Genomic DNA, 17,103 nt, shown 5'->3' on the forward strand with positions numbered 1-17,103 from the left:
CTCAGTCGACGGCGGTGAGCGAGAGCACCAGCGCGTTGCCCGGAAGCAGCAGGGGCATGGGCAGGCCCACCGTCGCCAGCGCGCTCCCCGAGAGCGTGACGCCGTCGGCCAGCCACGGGGGCGGTGCGTCCTGCAGCGTGAGCGGAGATGCGCCGAGGTCGACGGGCACGATCTTGTAGCGCCGACCGGCGTCGAGTCCGGGCAGGGCGAACCGCGGCGGCAGGGCGGCCTCCGCCCCGTCGGTGGCGACGTAGGCCGCCAATGCTTCGCGGCCGTCGGGCGAGACCACGCCGTGCACGAGCACGCCCGGCTCGGGAAGGTCGGCGCGCACGGTGCGACCGGTGTGCAGCAGTCCCCGGTAGAGCCGGTAGGCGTCGGCCCAGATGCGCACGGCCGAGAGCTCCTCCTCCGACGCACGCGTGAGGTCCCACTCGATGCCGGCGCTCGCGAACAGCGCCGTGGCGAGGCGGAACGACAGCGACGACGCGCGACCGGTCGTGTGCGCGTGCGCGTCGCCGAGGTGCGAGCCGACATACTCGGGCGGCACGAGCACCCCGGTCCACCGCTGAACGGCCTGGCGCTCGAGGGGGTCGTTGGTGTCGCTCGCCCACACCCGGTCGGTGCGACGCAGCATCTCGAGGTCGATGCGCGCGCCACCCGACGCGCACGACTCGATCTCGACGCCCGGGTGCGCGGCGCGCAGGTCGTCGAGCAGACCGTACAGGGCGACGACCTGGGCGTGCGTGTCGTCGACGAGGAGGTCGCGGTTGTGGTCCCACTTGAGGAAGGCGATCGGATGCTGCGACAGCAGCGCGTCGAGCCGCTCGAACAGGTGGGCCCGTACCGGCTCCTGCGACAGGTCGAGCACGTGCTGCCACCGCCAGGTCATGCCGTCGGCGGGGCTGAGGAGCCAGTCGGGGTGGGCCCGCGCGAGGTCGGAGTCGAGGCTGACCATCTCGGGTTCGACCCACAGGCCGAACTCCATGCCGGCCGACCGGACGCTCTCGATCAGGGGGGTGAGGCCCTGGGGCCAGGTGCCCGGGTCGACCGTCCAGTCGCCGAGCGCGCGGCGGTCGTCGCGGCGGCCGAGGAACCAGCCGTCGTCGAGCACGAACCGCTCGACCCCGACGTCGGCGGCGCGGTCGATGAGCGGTTGGAGCCGCTCGAGCGACTGATCGAAGTAGACGGCCTCCCACGTGTTGAGCGTCAGCGGCCGGGGCGCGCGGATCGTCGACCACGAGCGCACCCAGGGGTGGAGGCGGTCGCTCACGCCGTCGAGCCCGTGACCCGACCAGGCGCCCACCAGGGTCGGCGTCGTGTAGCCCTCGCCGGGCTCGAGCTCGACGAGGCCGATCCGCTCTCCTCCGCCGACGACCGTGCGGCCGAGCGCGGTGCGTTCGAACCACGCCGCGGTGTCTCCGCTCCAGGCGACGTGGGTCGCCCACACCTCACCGACGCGGAATCCGAAGCCGGGGGTGCCCGCGGCGAGGAGGAAGGCGTCGTCGTGCCCGCCGCGACCGTGACGTGACTCGCGCGTCCACGCCCCGTGTCCGGGCCGGATGCGCTGCGGCGAGCGTTCGCGCGCCCACCGGCCGGTGAAGTCGAGGAGCTCGACCGCGCGGTCGGGAAGGGGGAGGACGACGCCGGCCGAGACGAGCGCCACCGGCGTGACGCCGTCGTTGCGCACCTCGTGCCGCGCGAGGAGCACCCCCTCGGGGGTGAGGACCAGGGTGGAGACCACCGCGAGGTCGCCGATGCGCGACGAGACGGTCAGCCGCGAGCCGTCGCGCTCGACCGCGTCGAGGCGCGCGCGGCCGTTCCCGCGCGCGATACCGAGCGCGGGACGCCCCGACCAGCCGTCGGCGAGGTCGGGGAGCAGGGTGAGCCGCAGCGGTTCGTCGATCGAGCTCGGCGGGATCGCCGGCACCAGCGTGTCTGCGAGGGTGGAGAGGTCGTCGTGCGAGAGGTCGCCGAGATCCGCTCCCCAGTGCAGGAGAGCGGGCACCCCCGCACCGCGGGCGTCGACGATGAGGCTGACGCCCGCGGCACGGAGGTGGTGGATCACAGCAATGCTTCCTATTCTGCGACGGGGATCGACTGCGCCTTGAGCGTCGAGACGGTCGACGACTGCGCCGACTCGAGCGCTTCGAGGAGCGTTCCCTGTCCGGTGACGGCCTTCTGGAACCCGTCCGACACGTCGGCGTACGTCTGCGTCATGGTCGGACCCCACACGAAATCGGGGTTGACCTCGGCGGCTGCCTTGGCGAACACGTCGTAGATCGCCTGGCCGCCGTAGAACTCCACGCCCTCCTGCAGCGAGGGGAGCTCCAGGCCCGCGGTCGTCGCCGGGTAGATGTTCGCCGACTCGTTCAGAGCGGTGAGTGCCTCCTCCGACGTGTTCAGCCACAGGGCGAATTTCGCGGCCTCGTAGACGTGCTCGCTGCCCTTGAAGACGGCGACCGACGAGCCGCCCCAGTTTCCGGCCGCGCTCTCGCCGGCTTCCCACTGCGGGGCGGGAGCGACCGACCACTTGCCGGCGGTGTCGGGAGCGCCGCTCGAGATCGAGTTCGCACCCCAGACGGCCGACGTCCAGCTCCAGACCTCGCTGGAGTTGTAGGCGTTGTTCCACTCCTCGGTCCAGGCGGGGTAAGTCGCGACGAGGTCCTCGTCGAGGAGCTCCTGCCAGTAGTCCGCGACGGTCTTCGAGGCGTCCCCGGTCAGGTCGACCGACCAGGCATCGCCGTCGTTGGTGAACCAGTCGCCGTTGGCCTGCCAGACGAAGCCCGCGAACTGGTTGATGTCGGCGGTGGAGAAGTTGGTGATGTAGCCGCCCAGCGCGCGGATCTGCTTCGCCGCTTCCTTGTATTCGTCCCAGGTCGTGGGGACGGCGATACCGTTCTGCTCGAACAGGTCGGAGCGGTAGAACAGCGCCATGGGTCCGGAGTCCTGCGGGATGCCGTAGACGCCGTCGCCGCCCAGGGTGACCTGGTTCCAGGTCCACGGGATGAAGTCGGCCTCGGCCGCCACGACGTCCTCGCAGTTGGAGAGGTCTTCGAGACCGTCCTGCACGCGGAAGCTCGACAGCGCGTCGTACTCGATCTGACCGAGGTCGGGGGCATTGCCCGCCTCGAGCTGGCTGAAGAAGTTCTGGTAGGTGCCGGAGTTGCCGTTCGGGCCGGTCTGCACCTGCACCTGGATGTTGGGGTTCTCGGCGTTCCAGATCGCCGCGGCGTCTTCGATGCCAGGGATCCACGACGTGAACTCGAGCGTGACATCGCCCTCGGACGGCGCGCAGGCGGCTGCTTCGCCGCCGGTGCCGGTGGAACCGGTGGAGCATCCGGCCAAGGCGATCGCGCTGAGCAGTGCGACGCCCATGGCGACTGCCCTCTTGGTGTGCTGCATGTTCTTCCTCACTGTTGGGTGGTGCGGGGTGGGAAGGCCCTCGGGCGGAGCCGTCGGGCCGGGGGGTCGTTCGGCGGCCTACTTCACGGACCCGCTGCCGAGTCCGTTGCGCCAGAACCGCTGGAGCAGAAGGAACGTGATGATGAGCGGGATGATGCTGAGGAGCGATCCGACGAGCACGTAGGTGCGCAGCTCGGGGATCTGGTTCAGCTGGGTGTTCCAGGCGTAGAGGCCGTAGGTCACCGGGAAGAACTCCTCGCTGCGCAGCATGATCAGCGGCAGGAAGAAGTTGTTCCAGATCGCGACGAACTGGAAGAGGAACACCGTGATCAGCGCCGGCGTCATGAGGCGCACCGAGACCGTGAAGAAGGTGCGCACCTCCCCCGCCCCGTCGAGCCGGCTCGCCTCGATCAATTCATCGGGCACGCTCGCGGCCGCGTAGATGCGGCTGAGGTACACGCCGAACGGGCTGACGATGCTGGGAAGCAGCACCGCCCAGTAGGTGTTCGTCAGGTTCACCTGGCTGAAGAGCAGGAACAGCGGCAGCGCGAGGGCCGTCGCGGGCACGAGCACCCCGCCGAGCACCACGTTGAAGAAGAGCTCGCGACCCGGGAAGCGGTACTTCGCCAGCGCGTACCCGGCCATGCTGGCCACCACGGTCGCCAGCAGCGCGCCGAGACCGGCGTAGCCGAGGCTGTTGAGCAGCCACCGGAAGTAGATCCCGTCGCCGTACGAGGCGAGGGCGCCGATGTTCTCGAAGAGGTTGACGTCAGCGAACCACAGTGACGGGGTCGTCAGCAGCTGCCCGCGATCCTTCGTCGAGGCGATGAACAGCCACCAGATGGGCAGCAGGAAGTAGAGCGTGAAGACGCCCATGACGATGAGTGCGGCCGAGCGTGACAGAAGGCTCTCGCGGGGGCCCTTCCGGCCGCTCGCTGTCGTATCGTCGGCCGTCGCACCTGCGGTGCGCGTGAGGAGACTCATCGGTCCGCCTTCCGCTGGGTGAGCTTCAAGAAGGCGAACGACAGCACGAATGTCGCGAGCGCCAGCACGACGGAGAAGGCCGCCGCCAGGTTGATGTTGGGGATGGAGTTCGTCGCGTACACCGTCATGTTCGGGGTGAAGGTGCTCGAGACGGCCGAGCTGAACGAACGGAAGACCTGCGGCTCGGCGAGCAGCTGGAGCGTGCCGATGATCGAGAAGATCGCCGTCAGCACGATCGCGGGGGCGACCATCGGGATCTTGATCGACCAGGCGATGCGGATCTGCCCGGCGCCGTCGAGACGCGCGGCCTCGTAGATCTCCTGCGGGATCGCCAGGAGCGCGGAGTAGATGATGAGCATGTTGTAGCCGACGTAGACCCACGTGACGACGTTCGCGATCGCCCACAGCACGAGCTCCGGTGAGAGGAAGTCGACCGACTGCGTCACCCCGGTGAAGGGCGAGAGGTTTGGGGAGAACAGGAAGCCCCACATGATCGCGGCGATGACGCCCGGCACCGCGTAGGGCACGAAGAACGCGAGCCGGAAGAAGCGCTTGCCCTTCAGCGCGGGCGAGTCCAGCAGCAGCGCGAACAGCAGCGCGAGACCGAGCATCACCGGCACCTGCACGACGCCGAACAGCAGCACGCGCCCGACCGACTCCCAGAACGGGCCGTTCTGCAGCACGAGGGCGTACTGGGTGAACCACCCGAACACCTGACGCGGCGCGCCGTACGTTCCGTCGCGCTCGACGACGAGCAGCGACTGCCATATCGCGTACGCGATGGGCAGCAGGTAGAACAGGGCGAACAGCACGCCGAACGGCGTGAGGAACATGCCGATGGCACCCTTGTGGGCGACCCGTCGTCGGCGTTCCTTCGGGGGGCGGGTTCCCGCCCTGACAGCGACGCTCATACCAGCGACTCCTCTCGGATGATGCGGACGCTTCCGCCCGGGATCTCGATCTCGCCCGACACTGCAGCATCCGTCACGAGGTCGTACCCGGTCGTCTCGACGACCGCGACATCGTGACCGTGGTTGATCACGAACATGTAGGCGGCATTCTCGCCGCGGCGGCGCACCGTCTCGACGTCTGCGCCCGCGCGCACCCGCACCGACGGCACCGCGCCGGCCTCGGCGGCGACCCGCTCGAGCAGGGCTCGGTAGTCGGCGGGCGAAGGCAGGGTCGCGAGGTACCACGCCGTCCCGTCGCCCCAGGCGTTGCGCGTGACGGCAGCGCCGCCCGCCGAGGGACCATCGACGAAGACATCGATCTCTGTCGCGGTGGTCACGCGCATCCGCTCCGACCACAGCGACGCGGTCGCCCCCGACGCCAGCCGCAGCGGCTCGTCGGCGGCGACGGGCGCGAACTCCTCGACGGCGACGCCGAGTGCCTCGCGGAACGGGCCGGTGTAACCCCCGGTGTACACCCGGTCGTTCTCGTCGACAGTTCCCGAGAAGAAGGTGACCACGGCGGTGCCTCCGGCGGCGATCCAGTCGGTGATCACCAATGCGTCGGCGGCGCGCACGAGGTGCAGACCCGGCACGACGACCAGGCGGTAGGACGACAGGTCGGCGCCCGGTGCGATCACGTCGACGGTCAGCCCCTGGGAATGAAGCGCGGCGTACGCGGCGTGCACCTGATCGAGGTACCCCAGGGCGTGACTCGGGCGCGACTCGGTGCCGGCGGCCCACCACGACTCCCACGAGAAGACGATGGCGACGTCGGCCTCGACGCGCGAACCCGCCACGTCGCCGAGGCGGTCGACGATCCCGCCCAGCTCCACGACCTCGCGCCACAGCGCGGTGTCGGTTCCGGCGTGGGGAAGCATCGCGGAGTGGAACTTCTCGCTCCCCTGCACCGAAGCCCGCCACTGGAAGAAGCAGACCGCATCGGCACCGCGGGCGACGTGCGTCAGCGAGTTGCGGATCAATTGGCCGGGCGCCTTGGCCCGGTTGAGGGGCTGCCAGTTGACGGCGCCGGTGGAGTGCTCCATGAGCAGCCAGGGGGCACCGCCGGCGAGTCCTCGCGACAGGTCGGCGGCGAAGGAGAGCTCCGTGCGCGGATCGGCGAGGCGGTGGTCGAGGTAGTGGTCGTTGGCGATCACGTCCATGTCGGCGGCCCACGACCAGTAGTCGAGGTTCTCGATGTGCGCCGTGACCATGAAGTTCGTCGTGACGGGCTTGTCGCTGACCGCGCGGATGATCTCGGCCTCGGCGCGGAAGTAGTCCAGCAACGCGTCGGAGCTGAACCGGTGGAAGTCGAGCTGCTGGCCCGGATTGCGGGTGGACAGGTTCGCCATCGGCGGGAGGATCTCGGCCCACTCGCGATAGGTCTGGCTCCAGAACGCCGTTCCCCACGCCGCGTTGAGCGCGTCGATCGTGCCGTAGCGGGCCTCGAGCCAGTCGCGGAACGCCGCCGCGCTGGTGTCGCAGAAGCACAGGGCGTTGTGGCACCCGAGCTCGTTCGAGACGTGCCAGAGCTCCACCGCGGGGTGCGACCCGTAGCGACGGGCGACCGCGTCGACGAGGGTGAGCGCCGCGTCGCGGAAGACGGGCGAGCTCGGGCACCATGCCTGGCGTCCGCCCGGGTAGCGGGTGGTGCCGTCCTCGGTCACGGGGAGGATCTCGGGGTGGAGCCGCGTCAGCCACGGCGGAGGCGATGACGTTCCGGTGCCGAGGTTGACCTTGATCCCCGCATCGTCGAGCAGCTCGATCACCCGGTCGAGCGAGGCGAAGTCGAATTCGCCATTGCGCGGCTCGACGTGCGACCAGCCGAAAACGTTGATCGCGACGAGGTCGACGCCGGCTTCGCGCATCAGGGCGACGTCCTCCGACCAGACCGTCGGATCCCACTGCTCGGGGTTGTAGTCGCAGCCGTAGGCGACCCCGTCGTGAACGAACGGGCGGCGGGCGGATGTCATTGGGCTCCTCGGTGTGTGAACGTACACAGGCCGAGGCGCTGTTCCTCTGCGCTGAGGCTCTGTGAACGTGAACAGAGTAAGTGGACCGCGAACGACCTGTCAACACGGAACGACTGACATGTGCGCGTGCACATACGATGGCAACCATGGAGGGGACGAGACGACGACGCGCGACAGTGAACGACGTGGCGATCGAGGCCGGCGTCTCGCGCGGCACCGTCAGCCGGGTGCTCAACGGTCAGCGCTACGTCTCCGACGACGCCCGGACGGCCATCGACGCGGCGATCGCGAAAGTCGGGTTCGTGCCCAATCGCGCCGCGCGCAGCCTGGTCGTCCAGCGTTCCCAGGCGGTCGGCCTCATCGTGCACGAACCGCACTCGCTGTTCGTCGAAGACCCCAACATCGCGTCGATCCTGCTCGGAGCGAACTCCACGCTCTCCGAGGCCGACTACCAGATGGCCTGCCTCATCGCCGACACCACCCGCGATGTCGACCGTCTCACCCACTACCTCAGCGGCGGACTGATCGACGGCGTCATCGTCGTCTCGGCGCGCGTGGGCGACCCGATCACCCGCGCGGTGCGCGACCTCGGCCTGCCGGCGGCGTTCGTCGGCCACCCCCGCGACCTCGGATCGGCGGCCTACGCGGCGATCGACAACCGCAACGCCGCTCGAGAGATCACGACTCGCCTCGTCGGCACGGGCCGGCGCCGGGTTGGCATGATCGCCGCGGCCCTCGACCGCGACTCCGGTGCGGATCGCCTCGCCGGGTTCGTCGACGCGCTCGGCGGAGATTTCGACCCCTCGCTCGTGCAACGGATCCCGCTGTACTCCTACTCCGACGGGCAGGCGGGCATGCGCGCGCTCCTCGAGCGCGCCCCCGACATCGACGGGATCTTCGCCTCGAGCGACGCCGTGGCCGCCGGCGCGATGGAGGTGCTGCAGTCGTCGGGCCGCAGCATCCCGGGCGACGTCGGCGTCGTCGGATTCGACGACAGCTCGTGGGCGTTGCGCTGCGATCCCCCGCTGTCGACCGTGCACCAACCGGCGACCGAGCTCGGCCGCGCCGCGGCGGAATCGGTGCTGCGCCAGCTCGCCGGCGCCGATCCCGAGCCGATCGTGCTCGAGTGCCCCGTGGTCTGGCGCGCGTCGGCCTGAGCGCTCTTCGCCCGGCTGCGACACCGAGTTCGGGGCGCAGTTTTCTGCTCGGGGCGGGGAATACCGCGCCCCGGGCCGAAGAACACGCCCCAAACCCGGCGCGCGACCCGGAATGCGAGCGGATGCTGCGTCGTTGCATCCGGCGATGACTACTCCGCCGCTCGCCCTCTCCGTTCTCGATCTCATCCCGGTCCGAGCCGGCCAGTCGAGCGCGCAGGCCGTTTCCGCCTCCCTCGACCTCGTCGCCCGTGCCGAAGAGCTCGGCTACCGCCGATACTGGTTCGCCGAGCACCACAACATGCCCGCCGTCGCCTCGACGACGCCGCCGGTGCTGATCGCGGCAGCCGCCGGACGCACCAGCCGCATCCGCGTCGGGTCGGGCGGCGTCATGCTGCCGAACCACTCCCCGCTGGTCGTGGCCGAGCAGTTCGCCGCGCTCGAGGCGGTCGCACCGGGGCGGGTCGACCTCGGGATCGGTCGCGCCCCCGGCTCCGACCCCGTGATCACGCAGCTGCTCTTCCGGTCGGGCACGACGAGCGACGTCGACCGCTTCCCCGAGCACATCCGCGACATTCTCGCCCTCACCTCCCCGGAGGGCGCCACCGTGCGCTTCAGCTCCGGCGGCGAGTACACGGTGCACGCGACACCCGCAGCATCCGGCTCGCCCGAGGTCTGGCTGCTCGGATCGAGCGACTATTCCGCATCGCTCGCGGCCGCACTGGGCCTGCCGTACGTCTTCGCGAACCACTTCTCGGGCCACGGGCTCGAGCGAGCGCTCGACCTCTACCGCACCGGGTTCCAGCCGAGTGAGACCCTCGCCGCGCCGCGCACGTTCCTCACGGTGAACGCGGTGGCCGCCCCGACCGCCGACGAGGCCGAGGCGCGGGCGCTGCCCCAGCTGCGCATGATGGCGCGTCTGCGCTCGAACATGCCTCTCGTGCCGCTCGAGACCGTCGAGCAGGCGCGCGCGCTGCCGTTCGATGCGATGGCCGAGTCGCTGATGTCGCAGACGCGCGCGACGTGGTTCGTCGGCACGGGCGACTCCGTCGCCGCCGAGCTCACCGCATTCGCCGCCCGCCACGGGGTCGACGAGGTCATGCTCTCACCGATCGCCGGCGCCTTCGACGGTGAGCCGCTCGACGCGGCCGACGGACGGGTGCAGACGCTGTCGCAGGTCGCCGGCGCGCTCGTTCCCGTCGCCGCCTGACGCGCCGCATCCGGCCGTCGACACACCCCTCCCGGCTGAGACACCCCGCCTGGCGCGGTGTCTCGGCCGGTCGCGGTGTCTCAGAGGTCGCTACGCCTCGGGCTCGCCGCTGATGAGCGAGCGCAGCCAGTCGCGCGCTTCGACGAAGACGTCGTCGGAGTAGCGATCGGGGTAGCGGACGATCGCGCGATCGGCGCGGGCGTACGAGCCGAGGAAGATCATCTTCGGGCTGAAGCGGCGCAGCCCGAGGAGGGCGTCGGCCATGCGCTCGTCGTACACGTGGCCGTCGGCGTCGATGACGAAGCGGTAGCGCCCGAGTGCATCGCCGATCGGGCGCGACGCCAGCAGGCTCAGGTTGATGCCGCGCGTCGCGAACTGCTCGAGGAGCTCGAGCAGGGCACCCGGGTGGTCCTCGGGCAGCTCGACGATCAGAGAGGTCTTGTCGGCACCGGTCGGCGGTGCCGGCGCGACCGTGCGGCTGACGAGCACGAACCGGGTCACGGCATTGGGGTTGTCGCCGATGCTCTCGGCGAGCACGGCGAGATCGTGATGGGCCACGATGCCGGGGGCCGCGATCGCGGCGTCGGCGTCGCTCGTGCCGTCGAGGATCCCGAGGGCGCTGGCGACGTTGCTGGCCGCGGGGATGTGCGCGTGCGCGGGCAGGGCGTCGGTCAGCCAGCCGAGGCACTGGGCGTAGGCCACCGGATGGCCCGCCACGAGCGACACATCCTCGAGCCGGGTGCCGGGTCGCCCGACGAGCACGAAGTTGACCGGCACCAGATACTCGCCGACGATCCGAAGACCGGGCATCGTGGCCAGCGCGTCCTGTGCGGTCGAGACCCCGCCGTCGACGGAGTTCTCGATCGCGATCATCGCGGCATCCGATCGCCCCTCGACGACGTCGGCGAGCGCCTCACCGACGTTCCTCACTGCGCGCCAGTGCTGATCGCGGGCCTCGGGCACCTGTGCGAGCGCGGCCTCCGTGAAGGTTCCCGCCGGCCCGAGGTAGCTGTATGTGCGGCGGGTGGGGGCGGTCTCGGGCATCACGGCGATCAGCCTAGCCCCCACCGACCACCCCACCCGCCCACCGGAGGCCCCCCTGAGCTCCGGGAGAAGCAGCATCTCGGCGCGGGTCCGCGATGACGTATCCGTGGTGCCGACGGCTGCGCCTGCGGCACCGGGGTGCTGCTTCGTCCGATCCTCGGCGCGAGGTCGTCCGCGCCGTGGGAGTATGCGTCGCATCCGGCGTCCGAGTCCCGAGGGCGCACAGCAGGTTGCTGCGGGAAGGTGGTCGCGCCCCCAGGGCTCGAGCATCGGTGCGACTCGATACACGCTACGCAAGCCCGTGGGCCGCGTCCGTGGACGCCGACCACCGAAAATGGTGGTTTTCCGCATCCGGCCACAACCCCCCGAAACAGTGGCCCGAGGGGGTCTCGTGCCCGGGGGTGCGGGTCGACAATGTGTGCGGCCTCCTCCCCGAGGGCCAGCCGTCCGACAGATCCGCGCTGAAGCGTTCTCGTACCGCGCGGACGAAAGGTCCCGCCGCCATGACCCGATCAGCACCCGGCCGCTCGCGCACCGCATCCACGCGCCACCGCCGACGCGAACGCACGAACACCGCCCGCACGCAGCCGGCGATGCACGCACGCCCGGGCCGGGCCGTGATCGTGCGCGCCCGATTCGCGGTGGCCCTGTGCGCGGGACTGTGGGCGCTGTATATGACCACCGTCGCCGTCACGCTCGCGCGCGGCGAGGCGCTGACCTCGGTGTGGCATCTCCTCGGCACGATCGTGTTCCTGGTCTCGGTGACCGCCCTCACCTTCTCGGCGTGCATGTACCTCCTCGCCCGCGCCGGCGCGCTGCCGCGTTTCGAGCGCCACCGCCGCGCACGTCGGGCCGACATCGACACGTTCTTCGCCGAGAACCCGGTGCGCGTGCTCGCGCTCGTGCCCTCCTACGCCGAGGATCCGGCCGTTGTGCGCATGAGCCTCTGGTCGGCGGCCCTGCAGGAGGTGCCCCACCTGCGCGTGGTGCTGCTGCTCGACGATCCTCCGGCGCCCTCCGATCCGACCGTCGCCGCGCGTCTCGATGCGACCCGAGCGGTCGCCGTCGAGATCACCGAGGCCCTGCAGCCCGTCCGCAGCGAAGCTCGGGCGGTGATCGACGACATCGTCCGGCACCCCGCTGCCGTCGTCGACGTCGCACGGGTGGCCGACGTCTACGACCAGGCGACCGCCTGGTTGCGACGGATGGCCGACTCCGAACCGACCGGGACCAACGTCGAGCTGTTCTTCGTCGAGCGCGTGCTGCGCTCCCTGGCCGACGACCTCGACGCATCGGCGTCGGCGCTGCGCGAGGCCGGCGAAGACGCGAGCTACGCGCTCGATCAGGGACGCGCCCTGCAGCTGCTGCGCCGGGTGTCGTCGATCTTCTCCGTGGAGACCGACGTCTTCGAACGCAAGCGGTACGCGTCGTTGTCGCACGAGGCCACGAAGGCGATGAACCTCAACGCCTACCTCGGTCTGATCGGCGGGCGCCACCGGCTGCGTGTCGCCGGCGCCACCGCGACCGAATCGCTCCGCTCCCCCGAGGAACGGTACGAGATCGTCGAGGTTCCGGAGTGCGATCTCGTGCTCACCCTCGACGCCGACTCCCAGCTGCTGCCCGAGTACGCGCTACGGCTGGCCCACCAGCTCCACCAGCCCGGCTCCGAGCGGGTGGCCGTCATCCAGACTCCCTACTCGGCCTACCGGGGCACCCAGACGCGGATCGAACGCCTGGCCGGAGCGACGACCGACCTGCAGCACGTCGTGCACCAGGGGCTCACCGCCTTCTCCGCGACCTTCTGGGTCGGGGCCAACGCGATCATCCGCCGCGCCGCCCTCGAAGACCTCCGACGCACCACGGTGGAGGACGGCGTCGAGGTCGTCCGGTTCATCCAGGGCGTGACCGTCATCGAAGACACCGAGTCGAGCATCGACATCGTCGATCACGGCTGGAGCCTGTGGAACTACCCCGAGCGGCTGAGTTACAGCACCACCCCTTCCGATTTCGGCTCGCTCGTCATCCAGCGCCGCCGATGGGCGAACGGCGGGCTTCTGGTGCTGCCCCGCCTCCACGCCCTCACCGTCCGACGTCGCGGAACCGGCCATCCCCTCACACTGGTGGAGCGGATGCTGCGCGCCAACTACCTCGGCTCCATCGCCTGGGTGACGGTGGGGTTGCTGGTGCTCATGACCGTCTTCCCGCTCGACGGCGAGCTGGTCAGCATCGTCCTGCTCCTGATCGCATTGCCCTACTTCATCGAGATGGCCCGCGACCTGCGCTACCTCGGGTACCGGCGGATCGACGTGCTCGGGATCTACGGGCTGAACCTCCTGCTCGTCGCCGTCAACCTCGCCGGCACGATGGCCTCCATCGCGCAGGCGCTCTCCGGCGGGACGTCGGCCTTCGCCCGCACCCCGAAGGTGCACACCCGCACTCCCGCGGGTGCCCTCTACGTCGTCGCACCGTTGGCCATCGCCGTCGGCGCCGCGCTCATCGGCCTCCGCGCAGCATCCGAGGGCGCCTGGCCGGCCGCGGCGTTCGCCGCCTTCACGGCGCTGTGCATCGCCGGGGCCGTGGTGCGGCTGATCGGCGTCCGGAACGCGATCTCCGACATCTGGAACGGGTGGTTGGAATGGATCTGGGTGGACGCTCCCGCGGCGACCCGTGAGCCTCGAGGCGAGCACGCCGCACAGCCCTGGCGTCGCGTGCTCGAAGACGGCGTGCTCGAGCCGACCGGGGCACTCCGATGAGCCCGCACAGCGCTCGCTCCGGAACGCGGTTCGCCGGCCGTCGCCTCTCGCCGATCCGGGCGGTGTCGACGGTCGCGGCCGCGCTCGCCGCCGGAGCGGTGGCCGTCGGCGCCGCGATCACGCCGTTCCTGCCGACCGACGTGGCGGCAGCGAACGACCACCGATGGTTCGCCGGGTACTACGACGTCACCCTCGAGGACGGTGAGAAGCTCGCCCGCAGCAACCTCGCCGACAGCGCGGGTGGCGTCGTGCTCGCGTTCGTCGTCGCGGCCGACGAGCACGACTGCACGCCGACGTGGGGGAAGGCTTACGGACTCGACGACGCAGCCGGTCGATTCGAACTCGACCGTCGTGTCGCCCGCCTGGTCGGCGAGGGGCGGCCGGTGGCGGTCTCGTTCGGCGGCGCCGTCAACACCGAGCTCGCCGTCGCGTGCACCGACACCGACGATCTCGTCGGCGCCTACCGCGACGTCGTCGATCGGTACGGGGTCGACACGATCGACCTCGACATCGAAGGAGACACCCTCTCCGACACGGCGGCCTCGACGCGGCGGGCCGAGGCGATCGCCGCGCTGCAGCAGGAGCGCGCGGCCGATGATCGAGTGCTGACGGTCTGGCTGACGCTCCCCGTGGCGCCCGACGGGCTCACCTCCGAAGGGCTCGCCCTGGTGGAGGACATGCTCGATGCGGGTGTGGAGATCGCGGGCGTCAACGCGATGACCATGAACTACGGCAGCGGGGGAACCGCCTCGCTCATCGATCTCAGCACGGGTGCTCTCGACGCGACCGCCGCGCAGCTGCGAGAGACCTGGACCGCGCGCGACCTCGCACTGCCGCCGGGCGGCGTGTGGAGCATGCTCGGAGCGACGCCGATGATCGGGCGCAACGACGTCCCCGGAGAGGTGTTCTCGACCGACGACGCCCGCGCACTGAACGCCTTCGCCACGGAGCGTGGCATGGCTCGGCTATCGATGTGGTCGATCAACCGGGATCGCACGTGCGGCTCGAACTACGTCTACACGGGTGTCGTGTCGAACGAGTGCAGCGGCGTGGAGCAGGTCGGAGAGCGGTTCGCCGATCTCCTCGCCGAGGGATACGTCTCCCCCCCGACAGCCACCGCCGCACCCCGCACTCCCGGGGTCCCCGACGATCCCGAGACCAGCCCCTACCCGATCTGGACGTCGACGACGTATTACTCCGCCGGAGTGACGGTGGTCTGGAACGGGTCGGTCTATATCTCGAAATGGTGGAACGAGGACGGCGCAGCGCCCGACGACCCGAGCCTGGATGCCGCAGCCTCCGCGTGGACGTACCTCGGACCGGTCCTCGCGACCGACCACCCGTTCACCCTGCCGACCCTCCCCGAGGGCACCTACCCCGGCTGGGATCCGGCGACCCTGTACGACCAGGGCGATCGGGTCATGTGGGAGGGGACGGGATACGAGGCCCGGTGGTGGTCGCAGGGGAAACGACCGGACCGCTCGGTGCTCGACCGCGACTACTCGCCGTGGAAGGTGCTCACCGAGCCCTGATCACCCTCCGAACGTCGACGAACGCCCATCCACGAGCGCCTGCGCGCGATGCGGGCGGTCCGCCGGCAGGAGGCGTCCGACGAACTTGCGCTCGGCGCGCGCGAGCTCCCCGGACATCCAGTCGGTGATGGACGGGAGGTCGGCGTCGGCGGGGGTCGCATCGCCCGCGTCGTCGAGGAGCACCACGTCGACCCCGCGGATGCGAGCGGCCATGGCTGCGTCGATCACGGCCTCGCTCAGCAGACGCCCGGCACGGTAACCATCGCGCAATCTGCCCTCGACCGCCCGCGCCAGCGCCCGGTCGGCGTCGGCGAGCTGCTCCCCTCTCGCAACACGCTCGAGAAGGGGGCGCGCATAGCGGTCGACCTCGTGGGCGTGGATGTCGAGTTCGCGCTGCACGGCGGCGTCCCACGCTCCGCGCCGTGCGACCTGCAACACCTTGTCGGCCACCGCGATCGTGGAACGCCGGAGGCGCGCGAGCGCGAACGCCGCGGTGGCCCCGAGACCGACGACGACGGCCGTGCGCACACCGGCGCTGACCAGTTGCACCGGCGCTCCCCCGCGCACGGAGGCGTCGGCGGCGAGGACCAGCAGCATCGCCGCGGCGCCGCCCAGGGCGATCATGGGCCTGCCGCGCAGCGCGACGAAGACGAGCACGAATCCCGCCGCGGGCAGGAACCACCCCGTGCCATAGGTGATGGGGGCCGGGGTCGCGACGAGGGCGACGGCCACCACCACCCACAGGAGGGCGGCCGTGACCGAGGCCCGAACGACGGACAACACCGAGCGCGGGGCGCGACGGACCACCTCGGCGGCGGCGAGCACCCCGGCGAGGGTGAAGAGAGTCGGCAGCGGCCAGCTGCTCCCGAGCGCCGCGGCTATCGCGATGAACGACTGGGCGACGAGGAACAGCCCCGCGGCCGCCGTCATCCGCAGCCGGAGCGCGCCCCGGGTGCGGTCGCTCGGGTCGGGGGCGGGGAGAGGCGGTCGCCAGGTGAGCTGCACCGTCGTGCCGTCGCCGGGCGTCGACAGCACCACCGCATCGCCGCCGGGAACCGCCCGCATGACGCCGATGATGCTCAGCGCGATGCCCAACCGGTCGGCGGCGACCGCCGAGGGGTCGAACCCCGACCCGTCGTCGCTGATCTCGACGCGCGCGCCGTCCGCGTCGAGCGAGACACTCACGCGGCGACGGCTCCCGTCGGCATGTCGGATGCTGTTGTCGAGCGCTTGTCGCGAGGCCGTCACCAGGGCGCGCGCCACGTCGTCCTCCGCGGTGACCGCATCGGCGGTCGCAGACACATCGACCCGCGCGTCGGCGCGGAGGGCCGCCCCACGAAGATCCGCGAGCCAGTCCGTCTCCCCGTCGCGGTGATCGACGATCCCCGTCGCCCGCAGCGCCTGACGGCGAACGGCATCCGCCGTCAAGGGGAGTGCGTCCGCCGCGCCGCGGAGAGCGGCCAGCACCTCATCGTGAACGAAAGCGGCGCCACGCGCACGGGCAGCCAGGCGACCCCGCTCCGTCGCCTCGCGGCGGATGGCGGCCTCGGCGCGGTCGGTCGCCGCGTCCAGCTCCACCGCGGCGCGCAGGACGCTCGCACCGACCACGCAGAGCAGACCCGCCGAGAGCATCGCCTGCGCGTCGTTCACGAAGCCGTTGAGCGAGTACCCGCCCAGCACCACCCGGTACACCGCGATCATGACCGACCACGAGGCGATGACCACCCACCCGAGGCGCTCGCCTCCCGCCACGACAGTCGCCAGAGCGACGACGCCGATGCTCGTCATCGACCATGGCACGGTCCCCCCGCCGCTGACCAGACCCGTCGCCGGCGCGAAGGAGAACATGCCGACCGCGTAAGCCGCCACACCGATACCGGCTCCCACCCGCACCACCCGCGCCGACGACCACGGCGCCGCAGCCGCGACGAGGGTCAGCACGGCGTACGCCGCGCCGCTCAGCATCAGATGCCAGAACGGCACCCCCGCCCGCCCCGACGGGTCGGCGACCAGGGTGCCCACGAGCATCGACACGACCGCCGAGATGCCGACGGCGACCATCAGCAGGCGCAGAGTGGCCAGCTCCGCGCGGCCGACGTTCATC

At 70.8% G+C, this 17,103-nt stretch carries 11 protein-coding genes; 4 read left to right on the forward strand and 7 right to left on the reverse strand.

The window, feature by feature from the left end; genetic code table 11:
* Position 1 precedes the first annotated feature (1 nt).
* The 5 genes from ABTU82_RS06675 to ABTU82_RS06695 all read right to left on the reverse strand — a co-directional run bounded on the left by ABTU82_RS06675 (position 2) and on the right by ABTU82_RS06695 (position 7,306).
* Positions 2-2,065 carry an alpha-galactosidase gene (locus ABTU82_RS06675; RefSeq protein WP_407172497.1) on the reverse strand — a complete coding sequence of 688 codons (2,064 nt, stop codon included), beginning with the start codon at positions 2,063-2,065 and terminating at the stop codon, positions 2-4.
* Between the two features lie 11 nt (positions 2,066-2,076).
* Positions 2,077-3,402: an ABC transporter substrate-binding protein gene (locus tag ABTU82_RS06680; protein ID WP_407172499.1), complete on the reverse strand. Its 1,326-nt coding sequence runs from the start codon at positions 3,400-3,402 to the stop codon at positions 2,077-2,079.
* A 78-nt stretch (positions 3,403-3,480) separates the two neighbouring features.
* The gene (locus ABTU82_RS06685) at positions 3,481-4,386 is read right to left on the reverse strand and encodes a carbohydrate ABC transporter permease (RefSeq protein WP_407172501.1); all 906 of its coding nucleotides are present in this window, start codon (positions 4,384-4,386) and stop codon (positions 3,481-3,483) included.
* Complete coding sequence (locus tag ABTU82_RS06690; protein ID WP_407172503.1) at positions 4,383-5,297, reverse strand: carbohydrate ABC transporter permease; 915 nt, start codon at positions 5,295-5,297, stop codon at positions 4,383-4,385. The genes ABTU82_RS06685 and ABTU82_RS06690 overlap by 4 nt, the downstream gene beginning before the upstream one ends.
* The gene (locus ABTU82_RS06695; RefSeq protein ID WP_407172505.1) at positions 5,294-7,306 is read right to left on the reverse strand and encodes a beta-galactosidase; all 2,013 of its coding nucleotides are present in this window, start codon (positions 7,304-7,306) and stop codon (positions 5,294-5,296) included. Before ABTU82_RS06695 ends, ABTU82_RS06690 begins: the two co-directional genes overlap by 4 nt.
* Before the next feature lie 146 nt (positions 7,307-7,452).
* Between ABTU82_RS06695 and ABTU82_RS06700 the strand changes: the two genes are divergently transcribed.
* Positions 7,453-8,463, forward strand: a complete 1,011-nt coding sequence (locus ABTU82_RS06700) for a LacI family DNA-binding transcriptional regulator (RefSeq protein WP_407172507.1) — start codon at positions 7,453-7,455, stop codon at positions 8,461-8,463.
* Positions 8,464-8,608: 145 nt separating this feature from the next.
* Positions 8,609-9,670 carry an LLM class flavin-dependent oxidoreductase gene (locus ABTU82_RS06705; RefSeq protein WP_116647986.1) on the forward strand — a complete coding sequence of 354 codons (1,062 nt, stop codon included), beginning with the start codon at positions 8,609-8,611 and terminating at the stop codon, positions 9,668-9,670.
* A 90-nt stretch (positions 9,671-9,760) separates the two neighbouring features.
* Here ABTU82_RS06705 and pheA read toward each other — a convergent pair whose 3' ends face one another.
* Positions 9,761-10,714 carry a prephenate dehydratase gene (gene pheA / locus ABTU82_RS06710; RefSeq protein ID WP_116648206.1) on the reverse strand — a complete coding sequence of 318 codons (954 nt, stop codon included), beginning with the start codon at positions 10,712-10,714 and terminating at the stop codon, positions 9,761-9,763.
* 503 nt (positions 10,715-11,217) lie between these two features.
* Between pheA and ABTU82_RS06715 the strand changes: the two genes are divergently transcribed.
* Positions 11,218-13,467 carry a glycosyltransferase family 2 protein gene (locus ABTU82_RS06715; RefSeq protein WP_407172508.1) on the forward strand — a complete coding sequence of 750 codons (2,250 nt, stop codon included), beginning with the start codon at positions 11,218-11,220 and terminating at the stop codon, positions 13,465-13,467.
* A complete protein-coding gene (locus ABTU82_RS06720; protein WP_407172510.1) occupies positions 13,464-14,999 on the forward strand; it encodes a chitinase in 1,536 nt (511 codons plus the stop codon). Before ABTU82_RS06715 ends, ABTU82_RS06720 begins: the two co-directional genes overlap by 4 nt.
* Here ABTU82_RS06720 and ABTU82_RS06725 read toward each other — a convergent pair whose 3' ends face one another.
* On the reverse strand, positions 15,000-17,102 hold the full coding sequence (locus ABTU82_RS06725) for an ATP-binding protein (protein WP_407172512.1): 2,103 nt from the start codon (positions 17,100-17,102) through the stop codon (positions 15,000-15,002).
* Position 17,103: the final 1 nt, after the last annotated feature.

This window comes from Microbacterium deferens (assembly GCF_045517775.1).
GTDB lineage: Bacteria > Actinomycetota > Actinomycetes > Actinomycetales > Microbacteriaceae > Microbacterium.

Excerpts from the sequence above, each read along its gene's own strand:
- ABTU82_RS06685 (WP_407172501.1), bottom strand. The coding sequence starts at position 4,386 with ATGAGTCTCCTCACGCGCACCGCAGGTGCGACGGCCGACGATACGACA.
- ABTU82_RS06680 (WP_407172499.1), bottom strand. The coding sequence starts at position 3,402 with ATGCAGCACACCAAGAGGGCAGTCGCCATGGGCGTCGCACTGCTCAGC.
- ABTU82_RS06725 (WP_407172512.1), bottom strand. The coding sequence starts at position 17,102 with ATGAACGTCGGCCGCGCGGAGCTGGCCACTCTGCGCCTGCTGATGGTC.
- ABTU82_RS06715 (WP_407172508.1), top strand. The coding sequence starts at position 11,218 with ATGACCCGATCAGCACCCGGCCGCTCGCGCACCGCATCCACGCGCCAC.
- pheA (WP_116648206.1), bottom strand. The coding sequence starts at position 10,714 with ATGCCCGAGACCGCCCCCACCCGCCGCACATACAGCTACCTCGGGCCG.
- ABTU82_RS06720 (WP_407172510.1), top strand. The coding sequence starts at position 13,464 with ATGAGCCCGCACAGCGCTCGCTCCGGAACGCGGTTCGCCGGCCGTCGC.
- ABTU82_RS06705 (WP_116647986.1), top strand. The coding sequence starts at position 8,609 with ATGACTACTCCGCCGCTCGCCCTCTCCGTTCTCGATCTCATCCCGGTC.
- ABTU82_RS06690 (WP_407172503.1), bottom strand. The coding sequence starts at position 5,297 with ATGAGCGTCGCTGTCAGGGCGGGAACCCGCCCCCCGAAGGAACGCCGA.
- ABTU82_RS06695 (WP_407172505.1), bottom strand. The coding sequence starts at position 7,306 with ATGACATCCGCCCGCCGCCCGTTCGTTCACGACGGGGTCGCCTACGGC.
- ABTU82_RS06700 (WP_407172507.1), top strand. The coding sequence starts at position 7,453 with ATGGAGGGGACGAGACGACGACGCGCGACAGTGAACGACGTGGCGATC.